This window comes from Curtobacterium sp. 314Chir4.1, assembly GCF_900215175.1.
Classification (GTDB): domain Bacteria; phylum Actinomycetota; class Actinomycetes; order Actinomycetales; family Microbacteriaceae; genus Curtobacterium; species Curtobacterium pusillum_A.
In genome coordinates this window covers 980,676-999,029 of record NZ_OCMI01000001.1, presented here as the reverse complement: position 1 = coordinate 999,029, position 18,354 = coordinate 980,676, and the positions used below count along the sequence as shown (strand labels likewise).

Annotated in this window: 21 protein-coding genes and 1 riboswitch; of the genes, 10 read left to right on the top strand and 11 right to left on the bottom strand. The window is 73.0% G+C overall.

Annotated elements, in window-relative coordinates:
• Positions 1-102 precede the first annotated feature (102 nt).
• Entirely contained in the window at positions 103-840 is a 738-nt protein-coding gene (locus tag CRP27_RS04575; RefSeq protein WP_097179486.1) for a trypsin-like serine protease, read from the bottom strand.
• 113 nt (positions 841-953) lie between these two features.
• Here CRP27_RS04575 and CRP27_RS04570 point away from each other — a divergent pair, with 113 nt between their 5' ends.
• Both CRP27_RS04570 and CRP27_RS04565 read left to right on the top strand, forming a co-directional pair.
• Entirely contained in the window at positions 954-1,781 is an 828-nt protein-coding gene (locus tag CRP27_RS04570) for a GAF domain-containing protein (protein ID WP_141399686.1), read from the top strand.
• A gap of 41 nt (positions 1,782-1,822) precedes the next feature.
• Positions 1,823-2,008 (top strand): hypothetical protein, encoded by a 186-nt coding sequence (locus CRP27_RS04565; protein ID WP_079238793.1) that lies wholly within the window; start codon positions 1,823-1,825, stop codon positions 2,006-2,008.
• Between the two features lie 25 nt (positions 2,009-2,033).
• Here CRP27_RS04565 and CRP27_RS04560 read toward each other — a convergent pair whose 3' ends face one another.
• Both CRP27_RS04560 and CRP27_RS04555 read right to left on the bottom strand, forming a co-directional pair.
• Positions 2,034-3,062, bottom strand: a complete 1,029-nt coding sequence (locus CRP27_RS04560) for an NADPH:quinone reductase (RefSeq protein WP_097179484.1) — start codon at positions 3,060-3,062, stop codon at positions 2,034-2,036.
• A 44-nt stretch (positions 3,063-3,106) separates the two neighbouring features.
• Positions 3,107-3,472 carry a helix-turn-helix domain-containing protein gene (locus tag CRP27_RS04555; RefSeq protein ID WP_097179483.1) on the bottom strand — a complete coding sequence of 122 codons (366 nt, stop codon included), beginning with the start codon at positions 3,470-3,472 and terminating at the stop codon, positions 3,107-3,109.
• A 92-nt stretch (positions 3,473-3,564) separates the two neighbouring features.
• Between CRP27_RS04555 and CRP27_RS04550 the strand changes: the two genes are divergently transcribed.
• The gene (locus CRP27_RS04550; protein WP_097179482.1) at positions 3,565-4,212 is read left to right on the top strand and encodes an NAD(P)-dependent oxidoreductase; all 648 of its coding nucleotides are present in this window, start codon (positions 3,565-3,567) and stop codon (positions 4,210-4,212) included.
• A gap of 149 nt (positions 4,213-4,361) precedes the next feature.
• Here the strand turns inward: CRP27_RS04550 and CRP27_RS04545 are convergent, their stop codons facing one another.
• Entirely contained in the window at positions 4,362-5,687 is a 1,326-nt protein-coding gene (locus CRP27_RS04545; protein WP_097179481.1) for an MFS transporter, read from the bottom strand.
• Positions 5,688-5,811: 124 nt separating this feature from the next.
• On the opposite strand from CRP27_RS04545, the gene CRP27_RS04540 reads away from it, so the two are divergent.
• A complete protein-coding gene (locus CRP27_RS04540) occupies positions 5,812-6,669 on the top strand; it encodes a LysR substrate-binding domain-containing protein (RefSeq protein WP_097179480.1) in 858 nt (285 codons plus the stop codon).
• Between the two features lie 179 nt (positions 6,670-6,848).
• Here CRP27_RS04540 and CRP27_RS18580 read toward each other — a convergent pair whose 3' ends face one another.
• Positions 6,849-7,862 (bottom strand): hypothetical protein, encoded by a 1,014-nt coding sequence (locus tag CRP27_RS18580; RefSeq protein ID WP_141399685.1) that lies wholly within the window; start codon positions 7,860-7,862, stop codon positions 6,849-6,851.
• Positions 7,863-7,958: 96 nt separating this feature from the next.
• Here CRP27_RS18580 and CRP27_RS04530 point away from each other — a divergent pair, with 96 nt between their 5' ends.
• Positions 7,959-8,927 carry an aldo/keto reductase gene (locus CRP27_RS04530; RefSeq protein ID WP_097179478.1) on the top strand — a complete coding sequence of 323 codons (969 nt, stop codon included), beginning with the start codon at positions 7,959-7,961 and terminating at the stop codon, positions 8,925-8,927.
• Between the two features lie 224 nt (positions 8,928-9,151).
• Here CRP27_RS04530 and CRP27_RS04525 read toward each other — a convergent pair whose 3' ends face one another.
• Positions 9,152-9,799, bottom strand: coding sequence for an NADPH-dependent F420 reductase (locus CRP27_RS04525; protein WP_097179477.1), 648 nt, complete (start codon positions 9,797-9,799; stop codon positions 9,152-9,154).
• 79 nt (positions 9,800-9,878) lie between these two features.
• Here CRP27_RS04525 and CRP27_RS04520 point away from each other — a divergent pair, with 79 nt between their 5' ends.
• The 4 genes from CRP27_RS04520 to CRP27_RS04505 all read left to right on the top strand — a co-directional run bounded on the left by CRP27_RS04520 (position 9,879) and on the right by CRP27_RS04505 (position 11,734).
• The gene (locus CRP27_RS04520) at positions 9,879-10,175 is read left to right on the top strand and encodes a GNAT family N-acetyltransferase (RefSeq protein WP_097179476.1); all 297 of its coding nucleotides are present in this window, start codon (positions 9,879-9,881) and stop codon (positions 10,173-10,175) included.
• Between the two features lie 22 nt (positions 10,176-10,197).
• The gene (locus tag CRP27_RS04515) at positions 10,198-10,659 is read left to right on the top strand and encodes a VOC family protein (protein ID WP_097179475.1); all 462 of its coding nucleotides are present in this window, start codon (positions 10,198-10,200) and stop codon (positions 10,657-10,659) included.
• 101 nt (positions 10,660-10,760) lie between these two features.
• A complete protein-coding gene (locus CRP27_RS04510) occupies positions 10,761-11,231 on the top strand; it encodes a MarR family winged helix-turn-helix transcriptional regulator (RefSeq protein WP_079238804.1) in 471 nt (156 codons plus the stop codon).
• A complete protein-coding gene (locus CRP27_RS04505) occupies positions 11,228-11,734 on the top strand; it encodes a metallophosphoesterase (RefSeq protein ID WP_097179474.1) in 507 nt (168 codons plus the stop codon). The genes CRP27_RS04510 and CRP27_RS04505 overlap by 4 nt, the downstream gene beginning before the upstream one ends.
• A 423-nt stretch (positions 11,735-12,157) precedes the next feature.
• Here CRP27_RS04505 and thiD read toward each other — a convergent pair whose 3' ends face one another.
• From thiD to thiM, 3 genes are all read right to left on the bottom strand, one after another.
• Positions 12,158-13,630 carry a bifunctional hydroxymethylpyrimidine kinase/phosphomethylpyrimidine kinase gene (thiD, locus tag CRP27_RS04500; RefSeq protein WP_217990687.1) on the bottom strand — a complete coding sequence of 491 codons (1,473 nt, stop codon included), beginning with the start codon at positions 13,628-13,630 and terminating at the stop codon, positions 12,158-12,160.
• A complete protein-coding gene (gene thiE / locus CRP27_RS18350) occupies positions 13,627-14,283 on the bottom strand; it encodes a thiamine phosphate synthase (protein WP_217990686.1) in 657 nt (218 codons plus the stop codon). Before thiE ends, thiD begins: the two co-directional genes overlap by 4 nt.
• Positions 14,280-15,155 (bottom strand): hydroxyethylthiazole kinase, encoded by an 876-nt coding sequence (thiM, locus tag CRP27_RS04495; RefSeq protein WP_176505458.1) that lies wholly within the window; start codon positions 15,153-15,155, stop codon positions 14,280-14,282. Before thiM ends, thiE begins: the two co-directional genes overlap by 4 nt.
• Positions 15,144-15,239: riboswitch (TPP riboswitch) on the bottom strand. Its footprint overlaps the gene before it by 12 nt.
• A 68-nt stretch (positions 15,240-15,307) precedes the next feature.
• On the opposite strand from thiM, the gene CRP27_RS04490 reads away from it, so the two are divergent.
• Entirely contained in the window at positions 15,308-16,303 is a 996-nt protein-coding gene (locus CRP27_RS04490) for an NUDIX domain-containing protein (protein ID WP_097179473.1), read from the top strand.
• A 127-nt stretch (positions 16,304-16,430) separates the two neighbouring features.
• On the opposite strand, the gene CRP27_RS04485 is transcribed toward CRP27_RS04490, so the two are convergent.
• Both CRP27_RS04485 and CRP27_RS04480 read right to left on the bottom strand, forming a co-directional pair.
• The gene (locus tag CRP27_RS04485; RefSeq protein WP_097179472.1) at positions 16,431-17,666 is read right to left on the bottom strand and encodes an MFS transporter; all 1,236 of its coding nucleotides are present in this window, start codon (positions 17,664-17,666) and stop codon (positions 16,431-16,433) included.
• The gene (locus CRP27_RS04480) at positions 17,663-18,313 is read right to left on the bottom strand and encodes a GntR family transcriptional regulator (protein ID WP_217990685.1); all 651 of its coding nucleotides are present in this window, start codon (positions 18,311-18,313) and stop codon (positions 17,663-17,665) included. Before CRP27_RS04480 ends, CRP27_RS04485 begins: the two co-directional genes overlap by 4 nt.
• Between the last annotated feature and the right edge of the window lie 41 nt (positions 18,314-18,354).

Here is an 18,354-nt window from a genome sequence, read left to right as displayed (position 1 = left end):
GCTTACCAGGCTGCGGTGTCGCCGTGGTGGCGACCGGCGACGGAGGGGAGGCGCGTGGCGGCGCCGCCACGCGCCTCCCCTCCGTCTGGTGGGTGCGCTGGGTCAGACGCCAGCGGTGGAACGGATCCAGCTGGCGGACTGGGCGAGCACCGCGTAGTTCGAGCCGGCGTGCGTGTTCGCACCCGGGTCGGCCACGTCCCCCGTCGAGCACACGCCGACGACCTTGCCGTTCACGACGAGTGCGCCGCCGGAGTCGCCGTGGTTCGACGCTCCCGACACCCCGGTGACGTGCTGGGCGAGCCCGCGGTACGCGTCGGTGGAGCTGCCCGTGAGGTTCACGCTCGCCTGGTAGAGCCCGGTCGTCGGGACGCTGTTCGCGCGGTTGCCGTACCCGAGGATCGTGCCCGTCCCGGTGGACTTCGGGCTGAAGCCGAGGTCCAGCTGGGCGTACGAGGACAGGGTCTTCGGCGTGCGCAGGTGCACGAGCGCGATGTCGCCCGACGGCGCCGAGTAGAGCCGGTCGGCCGCGGTCGCCGTGCCCCGGTTCGTGGTGCTGTTCGAGTGGTAGACGTTCATCGCGGTGGTGCCGTCGACGCAGTGCTCGGCGGTGAGCACCCACGAGGCGTTGAGCTGTTCGCCGGTGCACCCGAACGTGTCGGTGCCGCCCTGCTGGAAGACGAGCTGCACCTCCCACGGGGTGCTCGGCGCCGGCTCGCCGCCGATGACCTGGGGCGAGGCGGTGGCGGCGTTCGCGGCAGTCGCGCCGAGGGAGCCACCGAGGAGGGCGAGGGCGGCCGTCGCGGTCAGTGCGAGGGCCCTGCGGTTCTGTCGCTGCTTCATGGACAGATCGTGCGCGCCCCCTGTTCGGGGGTCAAGTCAGCGTTGCGGAGGACAACACACGTCACCCTGTGGACAACTCCGTCGGCGTCGGTGGCACGCCCTACCGTCGAGGCATGGGGCAGGAACAGGAACGACGCCGGACGCGTGCCGGACGGGTCGGTGCGGTGGTGTGGCCGATCGTGGTGGCCGCTGCGCCCACCGCGGCGTTCCAGCTGCCGAACCTCGTCCAGACGTCGGCGGTGCGGGTGTCGCTCGTCGGGTTCGGGCTCGTCGTCCTCGTGGCCGCGGTGCTCGTGCAGGTGGTGCGGGCCCGCCGTGCCGAGGCGTCACGGACCGCTGCGGCAGACGACTCCGCGGCCGTCGAGCTCGAGCAGGGGACCGCGGTCCGGTACGCGTTCGGACAGCTCGCCACCCGGCTCGTGCGGTTCACCGAGCTGCGGCGACGCGACCGGCGGAGTGAACTCCCGGCGTTCGCCGACCGGGTCGCGGTGGCCCTCGCCTTCTACCTGCTCCCCAAGGTCCCGGACGTCCGCGCCAACGTGTACCAGCTCTCGGCGGACCTGGGCGCGCTCGAGCCGATCGGGCACGGCGGAGCAGGTGACACCGCCGGGGTCTTCCGCGCGGGCACGCCCTACGGGGACCGCAACCTCGAGTGGGTGCTCGTCGGCGGCGCACCCCGCATCGTCGGGGACCGTGCGGCGGACGTCGACGTCGACCAGGACCTGCCGGGCTTCGAACCGCGGTACCGGTCGTACGTCTCCGTCGTCATCCGGTCGCACGAGTACTCGTTCGGCATGCTCACCGTCGACTCGCCGGCTCCCGACGCGTTCACCGATCTCGACGCGAAGACCGTCGCCGTGGTCGCCGCGTTCATGGCGGTGGCCTTCTCCCTCACCTACTCGTCCCCGGAACGGGACCGCGACTCCCGGAAAGGCCCGTGATGCTCACGCGATTTGTCGGACGCTCGACGTACCATCCCCCCATGACCATCGTGACCCCCGAACCGAAGCCCTTCGGACGTTCACGGGTGTACACCCCGAACTGGACCGACGACACCACCGACGCCGACTACGAAGACCTCGAGGTCATCGCCGCGAACATCGAACGTGAGCGTGCAGCGGCACGACGCCGGGTCGAGGCACGGATCGCCGCCCGGCTCGCTCGCTGACCGGGCGGGATCAGTACCGCCCGCGTCACTCGGTGGTCACGTCGATGAGCACCTTCCCGACCGTGTCGGACTCGACGGCGTCGTGCGCGGCCGCCGTCTCCTCGAGCGCGAACCGCACGAGCGGCAGTCCCGCGGCTTCGCCCACCGGCAGGACACCGTCGCGCAGTGCCGCGGTGACGTCCTCGGCGGCTGCGCGCAGGGCGTCGTCGCCGATCGTGTAGAGCAGCAGGAACTGGTACCGGGCGTTGATGCCCATGTTCGGACGGATCGGCAGCGTGGCGTCGTCACCGCCGTTGTTCGCGTAGATCGACACCACGCCGTGGTTCGCCAGTACCTCCGCGACCAGCCCGGCGTTCTGCGGGATCGACACCTCGACGACGATGTCGACGCCGTCGGGGGCGATGTCCCGGATGCGGGTCGCGGCGTCCTCCGACCGGTAGTTCACCGTGTGGTGCGCGCCGGCCGCGGTCGCGAGGGCGGCCTTCGCGTCGGAGCTGATGGTCGTGATCACCGTCGCACCGGCCCACCGGGCGAGCTGGATCGCTGCGTGACCGACCGCGCCGGCGCCACCGGCGACCAGGACGGTCCTGCCGGTGAGGGCGCCCGGTGCGAGGCGCGACGGCCCGTGCTCGTGCGTGGTGAGGGCGCGGTGCGCGGTCATCGCGGGGACGCCGAGCGAGGCGCCGATGTCGAAGCCCGTGCCGTCGGGCAACCGCACGGCCTGGGCAGCGGGTACGACGGTGTACTCCTGCGCCGTGCCGGTCGGACGGCTCGCGGCCGCCATGTACAGCCAGACGTGGTCGCCGACGGACAGTCCCTCGACCCCCTCGCCGAGGGCGTCGACGACCCCGGCTCCGTCCTGGTTCGGGGTGATCTCGGGGAAGGGCAGACCGTCGCCGTAGGTACCGCCGGCGCGGGCCTTCCAGTCGGTCGGGTTGACGCCCGAGACGACGACGCGGACCCGGACCTCGCCGGGGCCGGGCTCGGGGAGCGGGCGCTCCTCGAGGGTCAGGACGGACGAGTCACCGGGCTTCGTGTAGACGACTGAACGCATGTCCCCAGGCAACCACGGCGGTGGCTCGGGGATTCCGGGCGCGCTCAGCTCCGGGCGTCGTACGCCTCGCGAGACACCGCGACGTCGTCCATGTGCGACGTCGCCCAGTCCTCGAGCGGCTTCAGCACCTCGCGCAGGGACCGGCCGCGGTCGGTCAGCTCGTACTCGACGTGCGGCGGGATCTCCGGGAAGACCGTGCGGGTGACGAGTCCGTCGCGCTCGAGGGCGCGGAGGGTCTGGGTGAGCATCTTCTGGGACACGCCCTGCACCCGGGTGGCGATCGCCGAGTAGCGTGCCGGACCGTCGGCCAGAGTGCCGATCGTCAGGACGCTCCACCGGTCACCGATGCGGTCGAGCAGCTGTCGCGAGGGACACTCCGCGGCGTACGGGCTGTACTCGAGTGCTGACACGACGACCTCCGTTACGCACCGTGAGGTGCCTACTTACTCAAAGAGAGTAACGCTTGTACGGTGAGTGTCAACGTTCCACGAAAGGAAGCTCCATGACCAGCATCGTCGTCTTCGGTGGCACCGGCTACGCCGGCTCCGCCATCACCCGCGAGGCCCTCTCCCGCGGCATCGCCGTCACCGCCGTCGCCCGCGACACCTCCAAGCTCGAGGCCGCCGAGGGGCTGACCCTCGCGCAGGGCGACGCCTTCGACGCCGACTTCGTCGCAGAGGTCACGAAGGGCGCGGACGTCATCGTCATCGCGCTCCACGCGGTGCAGGCGGACGGCAGCGAGCTCAAGGACAAGTTCCAGCACTTCGTCGACGCGGCGGTCGCCGCTGGCGCCCGGCTCGGCATCGTCGGCGGTGCCGGTTCTCTGCTCGTCGCCGAGGGTGGCCCGCGCCTGTTCGACTCGGCCGAGTTCCCGGACGCGTTCAAGGCCGAGGCGAAGAGCCACGCGCAGATCCTCGACGCACTCCGCGCTGCTGACACCGAGGTCGACTGGTTCTACGTGAGCCCGGCGGCGGCCTTCGGTGGCTACAACCCCGGCGAGCGTCGCGGCACCTACCGCACGACGGACGAGGTCCTGCTCACCGACGCCGACGGCAACTCGGACATCTCCGGCGAGGACTACGCGCTGGCCTTCGTCGACGAGATCGTGTCGCCGGCACACCACCGCGCGCGGTTCGGCGTCGCGTACTGACGCAGCGCGCTTCGCGATCGCACGACCGAAGTCACCCGGAACAACGCACGGGCGTGGTTCCGGGTGACTTTGGTTGTGCGGCACGCGCCGGACGCAACCAGCGGGCGGACTGGAGGCACGGGGCGGGCCCGCCACGTGCCTCCAGGCCGTCAGCGGTGACCGACGATCGACGGGACCGGCATGTGGTGCCGCATGCGGACCGCCAGGTGGAGCCCGCCGCGGCGGGCGAGCACGAGGCCGACGACGGCCGCCGCGGCGGCGGGCACGCCTCCGGCGACCACCATGCCGACGTGGGCGCCGAAGTGGTCGACGATCTGGCCCATGAGCGGGCCGCCGATCGCCTGGCCGCCGAGCAGCACGAGGACGTAGAGCGACATCACGCGGCCGCGGATCGCGACGTTCGACGACAGCTGGACGAGTGAGTTCGACGCCGTCTGGAAGAGCAGCTGGGACATGCCGACGGCGACGAGTGCGACGGTGAACGGCGCGATCGCGGGGATCGAACCGGAGACGACGAGCAGGATCCCCGTCCAGAACACCCCGCCGACGATGGTGCGGAGCCGGACGGTCGCGCGCCGGGTGGAGAGCAGCGCCCCGACGAGCGCACCGATCGCGACGGCGGAGTTGAACACGCCGTAGCCGCCGGCGCCGACGTCGTAGACCTTCGACGCGAAGGCCGAGAGCAGCACCGGCATCGTCAACGCGAAGACCGAGAAGAACGCCACCAGGATCACCGGCACGATGATGGTCGGCTTCCGGACGGCGTAGCGGAGGCCCTCCACGAGCTGGCCCTTCCCGCGCGGCGCCGGGGGTGTGCGGTGCAGCTCCGAGACCTTCAGGAACCCGAGCGTCACGACGACCGCCACGCAGGCGATCGCGTTCACGCCGAACGACCACCCGGCCCCGACCGCGACGAGCAGGGCGCCGGAGAGTGCGGGCCCGATCATGCCGCCGAGCTGGAACACCGAGGAGTTCACGCTGATGGCGTTCCGGAGGTGCTCGTGGCCGACGATCTCGGTGACGAACACCTGCCGCGCCGGGTTGTCGATCACGGTCACCATGCCCACGAGGAACGCGATCGCCCAGATGTGCCAGGCCTGCACGACCCCGGTCAGGGTCAGCACGGCGAGCAGGGCGGACAGCAGTGCGAACGAGCCCTGCGTGATCATCATGAGGGCGCGCTTCGAGAACCGGTCGACGAGCACGCCGCCGAGGAGCCCGAACAGCAGCATCGGCGCGAACTGGCACGCGACCGTGATGCCGACCTGCGCGACCGACCCGGTGAGCTGGAGGACGAGCCAGTCCTGCGCGATCCGCTGCATCCAGCCGGCGGTCATGGCGACGAGGTTCGTGGCGGTGAAGAGCCGGAAGTTCGGCACCGACAGGGCGATGAGGGTGTGGCGCCACGGCGGGCGGGTGGCCTGGATCGGGAGCGGTTCGGTGGGTGGGGGGAGGGTCGTCGGTGACGCGCTCACGGTGGGGGATCTCCGGACGTCGGCTGCGGAACTGGTACCCCATCGAAACTACGTGCTCGCGGGTCATTCGATACCCCTATGGTGGCTATCAGTCCATTGCGATGTCGAATGAACGGGGTGCGTCGTGCTCGATCCGGTCCTGCTGCAGACCTTCCTGGCCGTCGCCGAGACGGGCAGCTTCACACAGGCGGGGGCCAGGCTCGGGATCAGCCAACCGACGGTGTCCCAGCACGTGCGGCGGCTCGAGACCGCGGTGGCACGGACCCTCGTCGCCCGGGACACCCGGGGCGTGGCGCTCACCGACAACGGGGACGCGATGGCCGGGTTCGCGCGGACGATCCTCGCGGCGCACGCCACCGCCGACGCGTACTTCTCGGGAGCGGCGACCCGCGGGCGGCTCCGGTTCGGGGCGGCGGACGACCTCGCGATCACGCAGCTGCCGCGCATCCTGCGGGACTTCCGGCGACTGCACCCGCAGGTGAACCTCGAGCTGACGGTGAACCAGTCCTCGCCGCTGCTGCGCCGGGTGCACGCCGGGCAGCTCGACCTCGTGTTCATCAAGCAGACCGCGGGGGAGTCCGCCGAGGGCACCCGCGTCGCCACCGACCAGATGGTGTGGATGGCGCAGGACGGCATCGCCCTCGAACCAGGGGCGCCCGTGCCGCTCATCGCGTACCAGGCGCCGAGCATCAGTCGGCAGATGGCGATCGACGCACTCGAGGCCGCCGGACGCACCTGGCGGATCACCTGCAACACCCGTGACGTGAACGGGGTGCTCGCGGCGGTGCGGGCGGGGATCGGGGTCGCGGTGTTCCCGCACTCGCTCATCCCCGCTGATCTCGTGAAGGTGTCGCAGCGGCTCGGGTTGCCGGACCTGCCCGCCGTCGACTACGTCCTCATCGCCAACCCGACCGTGCAGCGGGAACCGATCGACGCCCTGACGAACGCGATCCTGTCCCGCGGGGTGGTCCGCGCGGTGTGAGGCGTGCAGGGCGGCGTCTCGTCTCGCTGAGACGAGACGCCGCCTCGCCCGCGAGACACCGCCTCGCGCACGAGACGCCGCCGGATCCGGCGGCGTCTCGTGCTGCTGCCGGTGTCTCGCGTCGCCGCCGGTGTCTGGCGCGCAGCGCGCAGCGCGCAGCGCGCGGCGACGCCGGCCCGCTACGGGGCCAGGGTCGGGGACGTTCCCGTGCCGGTGAGGTCGGGGAGCGTCACGCCGGCGAGCGACAGCACCGCCGAGGCGACCGCCCACAGCAGCACGAGCGTGCCGACACCGCCGAGCACCGCCCCGAGCAGCGCGATCGGTCGCTGCCACGTGGCCGCGCGGTTCCGCAGCGTCACGATCGAGAGCACCAGCGCGAGCGCGCCGAGCAGCAGCCCGACACCGTGCACGGTCGCGGGAGCGAGGAACCACCAGGCCGCGAGTCCGAGTGTCGCCAGCCCGGCGACGGCGCCGAGGACGGCACCCGGCGTGGCCCCGACGAGCGGCTTGCGCACGCGCTCCGGGTCGGCCTGGAGGCGCGGCTCGTCCCCGTCGGTCCCGGTCGCCTCCGCGGGTGGTGCGCTGGTCTCGGACCCCGCCGGCGGTAGCGCTGCGGGAGCGGCGGCGGGTGCGGCGGCGGTCGGTGCTGATGCGGGCGGTGCGATCACGGCGTCGAACGACCGGGTGGGCGTCAGAGCCGACGCGGGGGCGCGGAGCGGGGCCTGCTGACGGGCGAAGCGGGCGGGGGTCCGGTAGCCGATCGGTCCCGAGGGGGCGGGCTCGGTGCCCTCGACGACGACGTGCTCCAGGCCGGGCACCGAGAACCGCGGTTGGCCGACGACGGGCACCGCGGGCACGACGGGTGCCGGGGGAGCGGCGTCGATGGGCGACGCGGGTGCCGGGGCGAGCAGTGCGGCCTCGAACGGGACCGTGTGCACCGCGGGCGAGGTCGGAGCCGGCGGGAGCAGGTCCTCCTGCGGCGGGTAGTCGGGCACCACGATGTCGTCCGCGCCGGGTGCGAGGTCGGACTCCACGGTGGGGAGCGTGCTGCCGGGGCCGACCGTCTCGGGGGTCGGGGCCGGTGCGGCGGGGGTGGGGCGCGCCTCCAGGCCGGCGCTCTCCGGCGGTGCCGTGACCCAGGCCGGGACCGCGCGACGCGGCCGCTCGTCGTCCGGCATGCGATGCGATGCCACTGCGGCTCCCTCCGTAGGCTGATCCATCGTCAGTTCTAACGGCAACCCGTGCGCCCGGCGCAGCCCCAGTTCCGGGGTCGCCGGTACGGTCGACTCATGACCGGAATCGAACACCGTCCGCTCGGGCCGTCAGGGCTCGTCGTCTCCACCGTCGGCATCGGCTGCAACAACTTCGGCCGACCCGGGACGTTCACCGAGTCGCAGGAGGGCACGGACGCCGTCGTCCACGCCGCTCTCGACGCCGGTGTCACCCTCTTCGACACGGCGGACGTCTACGGCGGCCGGCCCGGTCTGTCCGAGGAGATGCTCGGCAAGTCGATCGCCGGGCGTCGCGACGAGGTCGTCCTCGCCACGAAGTTCGGCATGGACATGCAGGGCGCGAACGGGCCCGACTGGGGCGTCCGCGGCTCGCGGCGGTACGTGCGGCTGGCCGTCGAGTCGTCGCTCAAGCGCCTCGGGACCGACTGGATCGACCTGTACCAGATGCACCGCCCGGACGACGTGACCTCCATCGAGGAGACCCTGTCGGTGCTCGACGACCTCGTCCGCGAGGGCAAGATCCGCTACATCGGACACTCGAACTTCGCCGGGTGGCAGATCGCCGAGGCCGAGCTCACCGCCTCGATCGCCGGCACCACGGCGTTCGTGTCCGCGCAGAACGAGTACAGCCCGCTCGCCCGCTCGGTGGAGGACGAGGTCCTGCCCGCCGTCCGTGCCTACGCGCTCGGGTTCCTGCCGTACTTCCCGCTCTACAACGGTCTGCTCACCGGCAAGTACACGAAGTCGGGCGGTCCCGCGGACGGCCGCCTGACGAAGGCGAAGCCGCAGCTGCTCGCCGACGCGCCGTGGGGGATCGTCGAGGAGTTCCAGCGCTTCTGCGACGAGCGCGAGGTCACGATGCTGCAGGCCACCTTCGCGTGGTTGCTGGCGCAGCCCGGGCTGTCGAGCGTCATCGCGGGGGCGACGAAGCCCGAGCAGATCGTGCAGAACGCCGAGGCGGGCACGGCGTGGGAGCCGTCGGAGGACGACATCGCGGAGATGACGGTGATCTTCGACGGCGCCTGAGCGCGCTCGCGCCCGCGGTGCGCCCGCGGGCGCACCGCGCGGCGCTCCGGTGGGGCCGAGTCTCGGCGTGCGCGACACTTCTCGCGCGTTCGCACGCGAGAAGTGTCGCGTGGCCCGAGACTCGCCCCGCCGCCGTGGCGCGCGCGCCCGCCGCCGTGGCGCGCGCGCCCGCCGCCGTGGCGCGCGCGCCCGCCGCCGTGGCCGCGCGCGCCCGCCCGCACCGGCTACTGGTCGCGGTAGCGCTTCGCCTCGGCCAGCTTGCCCCGGAGCTCGTCGGCGGTGAACCGGGCGACGTAGCCGGGGGTGTCCCGCTGGATGCGCCAGCCCTCGGCGAGCGGTCCGGCGTCCACGACGTCGAAGCCGAACTCGTCGATGAGGTCCGCCACGACGGCCTTCGCCGCGTCGTCGTCACCTGCCACCACCAGGGCACGGCGGTCCGGGGTCCCCGCGGGGGTCGCGTGGCCGGTGAGGTCCGCGGCGCCGATGTGGTTGAACGCCTTGACGACGCGGGCATCCGGCAGGTGGTCCTGCAGCAGCTCGGCGGTGGTCGTGGTCTCGTCGTCGAGGGCCTGGATGTGCCCGTCACGCTGCGGGTAGTAGTTGTTCGTGTCGATCACGACCTTGCCCACGAGCGGCTCGACCGGGATCGTCTCGATGGCCGCGAGCGGGGTCGTGACGACCACGATCTCCCCGGCGGCGGCCGCCTCGTCCCTGGTGGCAGCGCGAGCGTCGTCGCCGAGTTCCGCGACGAGGTCCGTCAGCGTCTCCGGGCCGCGTGAGTTCGCGATCACCACCTGGTGACCGTGCTGCACCGCGAGTCGTGCCAGCTGGGATCCGATGTTGCCTGCGCCGATGATGCCGATCGTTGTCATGGGATCCATGCAACGCCGTCCGGTCCGACGCATTCCCCGGCTGCCGTCACGTGAGGTCACACGGGTGCATGATGGCGGCATGGACCACGAGTTCCGGCACGAAGCAGACCAGGACCGCTACGCGATGTACGTCGGCGGCGAACTCGTGAGCGTCCTCGACCACCGCGAGAACGGCGACGCGATCGCCTTCCCGCACACCTACACGGTGCCCAAGCACCGCGGGCACGGCTACGCCGCCGAACTCGTCGACTTCGCGGTCGCCGACGTCGAGGCGAACTCCACGAAGCGCATCGTCCCGATGTGCTGGTTCGTCGGCAAGTGGTTCGACGAACACCCCGAGAAGGCAGACCTGCTCAGCCGCGGCGCTGCGGACTGAGCCGAACCGGAAGGCCCCGCCCATGCCGACGATCACCCCGTTCCTCTGGTACGACGACCAGGCCGAGCAGGCGGCGGAGTACTACGTCGCGCTGTTCCCGGACAGCAGCATCGACAGCGTGAGCAAGACCCCGGACAGGCAGACCCTCGTCGTGGAGTTCACGCTCCTCGGCCAGCCGTACCGGGCGATGAACGGCGGACCAGGACACGAGCACACCGATGCGGTGTCGTTCCAGGTCGACGTCGACGACCAGCCGGAGCTCGACCGCATCTGGGACGCCCTGCTCGCCGACGGCGGACGACCGTCGATGTGCGGGTGGCTCTTCGACCGCTGGGGTGTCGCGTGGCAGGTCACCCCGTCGATGATGGGCGACCTCATGACCGGTTCGGGCGATCCCGAGGCGAACGCCCGCGTCTTCCAGGCGATGATGCAGATGCAGAAGCTCGACATCCCGGCGCTGCAGGCCGCGGCGGCGGGTCGCTGACCCCTGGCGAACCGTACCCGCCGGTATGGTGGCGGGACCGAACACCGCCGGTCGGCACCGGCGCAGCAACGAACAGGCCCTGACAGGCTGGAGGCCCGGCGATGAGCAGCCCGAAGCCCGACGTCCGCAACAGCGACATCGGGCGTGCCTACACGGAACTCGCCCGCATCACCCGGCGTGCGAGCATCCGGGCCCGTGGGTCGGAGTCGATCCTCAGCGTCGTCGACCAGTCCCTCGTGGACTTCGTCGTGCAGCACCCCGGTTGCATGGCCATCGACATCGCGCGGTACCTGCGGCTCAACCGGTCGACGATCTCCCGGCAGCTCTCCGGCCTCCTCGCCGCCGGGCTCATCCGCACCACGGACGGCGGGACGGGCAACGCGAAGCCGCTCGGTGTGACGGACGAGGGCCGCGCCGCACTCGAACGGTCCGTCCAGCTGCACCGCGACGCACTCGACGAACGGCTCGCGAGCTGGTCGGACGACGACATCGCGCTGCTCGCCGGACTGCTCGAACGCCTCGGCGCCGCCGACGAAGCGGGCCTGCCCGTCCCCGGACGCACCGCACCGTGACGACCTCGTTCGTCCTGCTCTCCGACACGCACCTGCCGAAGCGGGCGAAGGACCTTCCGGAGCCCCTCTGGGCGGACATCGACACCGCCGACCTGGTCGTGCACGCCGGCGACTGGGTGGACCTCGCGACGCTCGATGCCGTGCAGGGCCGGTCGCGCCGGTTCGAGGGGGTCCGCGGGAACAACGACGGCCCGGAGTTCGACGACCGCCTGCCGCTCGTCGCCGGGTTCGCCGTCGAGGACCTGCGCTTCGCACTCGTGCACGAGACCGGCGCGGCGACCGGCCGGGAGCGGCGCATGACCGCGGAGTTCCCGGACGTCGACGTGCTCGTGTTCGGCCACTCGCACATCCCGTGGGACACCGTGGCACCGTCGGGGCTCCGGCTGTTGAATCCCGGGTCGCCGACCGATCGCCGGCGCCAGCCGGACCACACCTGGATGCGCGGCACGGTGGACGGGCGCGCACTCGCGGTCGAGCTGGTGCGGCTGCCGCAGTCCCGCTGACGCGGTCGCCGCCGCGGGTCGCGGTTCGCGAGAGCGACAGGCTGCCGCCGGACGTCGGCGGGATCGTGTCGCTGTGGCGGGGTGGTCGGCGTGCGTCGGCGGGACGGTGTCGCGGTGGCGGGGTGGTGACGGTCTGCCGGCCTGGAGGCGCGTGGGGGCCGTGCCCCGCGCCTCCAGTCCGTTTTTGGTCGCGAAAGCGACAGGCTGCTGCCGGACGTCGGCGGGATCGTGTCGCTGTGGCGGGGTGGTCGGCGTGCGTCGGCGGGACGGTGTCGCTGTGGCGGGGTGGTGACGGTCTGCCGGCCTGGAGGCGCGTGGCGGCCGCGCCCCGCGCCTCCAGTCCGTCCCGCACCACCTTCCGGGCGTGGGCCGAGTCTCGCGCCCACGGACAGTTCTCGGGTCTCGTCGGCCGAGAACTGTCCGTCAGGCCGAGACTCGCGGCGGCGCCGCGGGCAGGGGCATGCGGAAGAACGCGAGCTCCCACTCGGTGCTCCGGCGGAACGCACGGGTCATCGCGCCGCGCTCCGCGGGCGTCGCGGCGGCTGCGAGCTCCTCGACGCGGGCGGTCGCGGCGGCCGAGGCCTCCGCGAAGCCCGGATCGCCGTACGCCCCGACCCAGTCCGCGAACGGGTGGTCCGCCGGCACCGCGCCGAGCTGCGTGCCGACCCAGGCGTAGACCCGGAAGCACGGCAGCACCGCGGCGGCGAGGACCCCGACCGACCCGGAGTCGGCGGCGGCCTGCAGGTGCGCGAGGTACCCGGCACAGGTCGGGTCGACCGGGTCGTCGGCGTGCGTGCCGGCGAGGCGTCGGTGGTGGAGGTCGCGGGCCTCGGCGGCGCAGCCCTCGGCGGACGTCGCCCAGAACGCCGCGGCGTCGCCGGACGACGACGACGCGAGCTGCGACAGGTGCCGCTCGTACGCCCGGAGGTAGTGCACGTCCTGCGCGAGGTAGCCCGCGAAGACGTCGGTGTCGAGGGTGCCGTCCCGCAGGCCGACCAGGAACGAGCAGGCGATCGTCTCCTGCAGCACGCCCGCGACGTCGGTCCACCAGCGGTCCGTCCACGAGGGGGTGGGCAGGGCGTCACGGACGACGGCGCCGTGGTCGATCGGGCCGGTGCCGGTCCCGACGTGCAGGGCGTCGGCTCCGCGGAGTGCTGCGGTCAGCCAGGTCTTGGCGGTGCCGATCGCGAGCTCCCAGTCGCCGTCACGGGCCACGAGCGTCGCGATCGCACTCGACAGCGAGCAGCCGGTGCCGTGCGTGTTCGTCGTGGCGACGCGTGGGCCGGAGAAGGTCCGGACGCTGCCGTCGGGCGAGACGAGGACGTCGTCGGAGGTCTCGCCGTCGTCGTGGCCGCCCTTCGCGAGCACGAGGACGTCCCAGGTCCGGGCGACGATCGAGGCCGCTGCTGGCGGTGGCGTCGCGGGTGCGGCACCGGCCAGGGCGGCGAGGACGTCCAGCTCGGCACGGTTCGGCGTCACCAGGTCGGCGAGCGTGAACAGCTCGGACACCGCGCGGGTGGCGTCCTCGTCGAGCAGTCGGTCGCCGCTCGTGGCCACCATCACGGGGTCGACCACCACCACCGGCGGTCGGTGCTCGCGGAGCCATGCCGTCACGGTGCGGACGACGTCGGCGGTGCCGAGCATGCCGATCTTCACGGCGTCGATCGTCACGTCGTCGGACACCGCGTCGAGCTGCTCGCGGAGGAACCCGACGTCGGGCACGTGCACCGACCGCACGCCGCGGGTGTTCTGCGCGACGAGGGCCGTCACCACGCCCATCCCGTAGCCGTCGTGGGCCGCGATCGACTTCAGGTCGGCCTGCAGTCCGGCGCCCCCGGTGGGGTCGGTCCCCGCGATGCTCAGGACGCGGGGGACTGCCGGCCGTGCGGCGGTCACGAGGCGCTCCAGGCGGACACGTACGCCGCGGCGGCCGAACCGGGATCGGCGGCCGCGCAGATGCCGGACACCACGGCGACACCGGCTGCCCCGGCGGCACGCAGGGGCACGACGTCGTCGAGCGTGACGCCGCCGATCGCGACGCACGGGACGTCGGTCGCTGCCGCGAGCCGGGCGAAGCCGTCGTGGCCGAGCGCCGGCGGGTGGTCCGCCTTCGTCGTGGTGGGGTGCACGACCCCGACCCCGAGGAGGTCGACGGTGCCGCGGGGGAGCCGGTCGACGGCGGCGAGGTGCTCCGGCGTGTTCGCGGTCAGTCCGACGTGGGCGTCCGCGCCGAGCAGGGCCCGGGCGACCTCGACCGCGACGTCCGACTGGCCGAGGTGCACCCCGGCGACCCGGTGGCCGGCGTGACGCGCGGCGAGGGCGACGTCGAGCCGGTCGTCGACCACGACGGTCGCCCGGTCGCCCACGGCGTCGGCCACGGCCGAGGTCAGGGCGAGCAGGTCACGTGCGGAGGCGTCCTTGTCACGGACCTGCACGATCCGAACGCCGCCGTGCACCGCGGCCCGGACCACACCGAGGACCCCGATGCCGTGCCGGTCGGACAACGCGCCGTCGGTGACGAGGTAGACACCGACGTCCGTCCCGGTCACGCGGGGACCCCGGTGGACTCCGGTGCCTGCTCGACCGTGATCCGGGCTTCGCGGACGACGTCCTCCGGACTGAGCGACGCCAGCCGGTCGAGGAACAGCGGCTGGAACGTACCCGGCCCACCGGCGTCACGGGCCGCGAGCTCGGCCGCGATCGTGTGCACCGCGGTGGCGGCGACCGCTGCCGCTCCGGCGTCGTCGGGGGAGACCGCGGTGAACGCGGCGACGACCGCTCCGAGCGCGCACCCGCCGCCCGTGATCCGGGTCAGCAGCTCGGTGCCGTTCGCGACCCGCACCGATCCGATGCCGGGCGCGACCAACAGGTCGACGGGACCCGACACGGCGACCGCGGCCACGCGCCTCCCGTCCGGGTCTGGACCGGCCACGGCGGCGACCGCAGCGTCCCGCGCGTCGTCGGTGCCCACCGTGCTGTCGACGCCGCGCCCACCGGCGGAGGCTCCCAGCACGGCGAGGACCTCGGAGGCGTTGCCGCGGAGCACCGTCGGACGGAGCGCCAGCAGGTCGCGGGCGAGCGCCGTCCGCACCGGGAGCGAGCCGACCGCCACCGGGTCGAGCGCCCACGGCGTGCCGGCGTCGACGGCCGCCGAGGCGGCCTCGAGCGACGCGGCCCGGGGCTCGGCGTGCGGGGTGCCGGTGTTCACCAGCAGGGCGTCGGCGACCCGGGCGAACGGCCCGGCCTCGGTGACGACGTCGACCATCGCGGCCGAGGCGCCGAGCGCGAGCAGCACGTTCGCGGTGACGTTCTGCACCACCGTGTTCGTGATGCAGTGCACCAGCGGACCCCGGGCGCGCACGGCCTCGAGCAGTTCGGCGGTTCGGTGGGCCCAGTCGTGTTCGGGCGCAGCGGTTTCCATGGACGATCCCTTCGCGAGTACGAGCTCGAGCAGGTTCGACGGGTGTGATCTCAGCCGCTGGTTGCGGCACCCCGTGTCTCGGACGACACCGTACACGACGTCCTCCTGACGTCTGCGGTCACACGACGGGTGCCGTGTGACAGGCTTGGTGGGTGCCAGACGCAACGCCTCCCGGGCCTCCTCCCGGCCCCCGTGACCCCGGCGACGCCTGGGCGATCGGCCCCGACGGCACCAAGGCCTGGGGGCGCTTCGGCGCCGCAGGGCTCCTCGTCGACGACGGTTCCGGACGCGTGCTCCTGCAGCACCGCGTCGAGTGGAGCCACCACGGCGGCACGTGGGGCATCCCCGGCGGAGCCCGGCACCTGGGCGAGGACGCGGTGACCGGAGCCCTCCGCGAATCCGCCGAGGAAGCCGGCGTGCCCTCGGACGGCGTGGATCTCCGGCACACCTCCGTGCTGGACCTCGGGTTCTGGACGTACACGACGGTGGTGGGGCGTGCATCCGAGCCGTTCGAACCGGTGATCGCGGACCGCGAGAGCCTCGAACTGGCCTGGGTGCCCGTCGACGACGTCGAGGACCTGCCGCTGCACCCCGGGTTCGGGGCGTCCTGGCCAGCGCTGCGGGCACGGCTCTCGACGACACCGCACGTCGTGGTGGACGCCGCGAACGTCGTCGGCAGTGTGCCGGACGGGTGGTGGAAGGACCGGGCGGGGGCTGCGTCGCGGTTGCTCGGGTCGGTCGAGGCGCTCGCCGCGGCGGGTGTGCCGGCAGGGCTCCTGGACCTGCCGTTCGACCGGTGGTGGCCGCGGTGGACGGTGGTGCTCGAGGGGGAGGCGCGGGGTGCTGCGGCGACCGGCGCGGGCGTCGGCGGCGGCGCGGCCGGCGCGGGCGTCGGCGGCGCGGCGGGCGCTTCGTCCAGTGAGCAGAAGACGTCGGGTGCGGACGCCCGACCCGACCATTCCTGCTCACTCGATGTCGTCCGGGCGCCCGGATCAGGCGACGACGCGATCGTCGAGACCGCACGAGCTGCGATCGACGCCGGCCACGCTCCGGTCGTCGTGGTGACGGCCGACCGCGAGCTCCGTGCCCGCGTCGAGGCGCTCGGTGCCGTGGTGCGCGGGCCGAGCTGGCTGCGCGAGCAGTTCTGACCTGCCGGGCGGCCCGGCCCGCGGGGTCCGGTCGAGCTCGCGGGGTCCGGTCTGACCCGCGGGGTCCGGTCGAGCCCGCGGGGTCCGGTCTGACCCGCGGGGTCCGGTCGAGCCCGCGGGGTCCGGTCTACCCCGCGGGGTCCGGGATGTGCTTCCGCGACGACACCAGGATCGCCAGCCAGGACAGCACCCCGAGCCCGACGACGACCCACAGGACGAGCGGCACCGCCACCACGTTCCCTACGGCGGCGATCACCGCGGGCGCCAGGAACCCGGCGTACGCCGCCGCGTAGAACACCCCGGTCAGCCCGGCGAGGTCGCGGGACCCGGCGATCCGCTGCACCTCGAGCAACGACGACACGAGCGCGAGCCCGATGCCGAGGCCGATCACGACGTTCGCGACGAGTCCGATCGCCACCGACTGCAGCTGGATCGCGACGACGACCACGGCGATGCCCGCGGTCATGAGGCCCACGGCGGTGAGCAGTCCACGTGCCGAGACGAGCGAGTTGACCCGCGCCGTGAGGGGCTGCACGGCACTCGACACCCCGAGGGCGACGACGGTGGCGGCGGTGGCGAACAGGAGCCCCCACATCCCGGTCGCGCCGGCGAGCTTGGTCGGCAGGTAGCCGTACCCGATCGCCGCGGAGCCGAAGATCCACGGAGCCGCGACGAGCACGACCCGGGTGAAGCGGCGGTGGCCGGCGCTCGGCACGGCGAGCTGCTTCCACCACGGACCGGGGAGGCCCCCGGTCCGGTTCGTCTCCGGCGTCCGCCACACGATGACGGCGAACGGGAGCGCGACGCAGATGTGCACGAGGAACGGCAGCACCTCGGGGATCGGCCCCCACTGTGCGATGAGCCCGGCGACGAGCGCGCCCGACGCCGAACCGAGGGTGAACGCCAGCGATGCCCGGCGCGCCCCGGAACCGGCGTCGGCGGCGGGGTCGAACCGGCCCTGCGAGAGCTCCTTCACCCAGCTGTTGCCGACCGCCATCGCGATGCCCACGGTGATGCCGGAGAACAGTCGGCCGGCCATCAGGAAGCCCGCACCGAGCGGCCCGAACGCCAGGAGACCGCTCCCCACCACGGCGGAGACGATCCCGGCGAGCATGAGCGGTCGGCGTCCGTGCCGGTCGGACAGGGACCCGGCGACGAGCAGCGCGGGGGCGAGGCCGAGCACGTAGACGCCGAGGAAGACGTTGACGAGCAGCGACGAGTAGTGCGCGCGCTCCTCGTACATGAGCAGCAGCGGGGAGAACTGGTTGCCGCCCCACGAACAGACGAACACCGCGCCCCAGACGGCGACCCACGGAAGGACGCGGACGCCGGGGACCGCGATCGAGTCGGTGCCGGCGCTCACAGGGCGCCCCGGTGCGACGCGACGTGCGCGCTGAGGACCTCGGCGTAGCGGGCGGCGTCGCCTGCCTCGAGTGCGGCGGCGAGGGCCCGGTGGTCCTCGAGCGACGCCTGCAGCTGCGACGGTTGCAGCCGCATCAGGTGGTGCCGCAGCCGCTGCTGTCGGTCCCGCAGCGTCCGGGCGAACATGACGGCGATCGCGTTCCGCGACGCGCCGATGACCGCTCCGTGGAACTCCGCGTCGACCTCGATGAACCGGTCGACGTCGCCGCTCGCCGAGGCCTGCGCCTGCTCCGCGAGCATGGCCTGGAGGCTCGGGGTGACGTCCGCAGCGCGGCCGTCGGTCACGACGCGGGTCGCGGCCGTCGACTCGATGGCCTCCCGCATCTCGAGCACGTCGGCGGCCTCGTTCGGGGACATCGGTCGGACGACGGCACCCTTCCGGGCCTCGAGGGTGAGCAGGTCCTCGGCGGCGAGGCGCAGGAACGCCTCGTGTACGGGTGTCCGCGAGACGCCGATCTCGTGGCAGAGGGCGTTCTCGCTGATCGCGGTGCCGCCGGGCAGGTCGCCGCGGATGATGGCGCGTTTGACGTGGTCGTACGCCCGATCGGACGCCGCGTGGCTCGTGACAGGGGTGCTCGGAGTGCTCACGGTCGTCGATCCTACGCCTTGCATGCAACGGTGCATGCGCT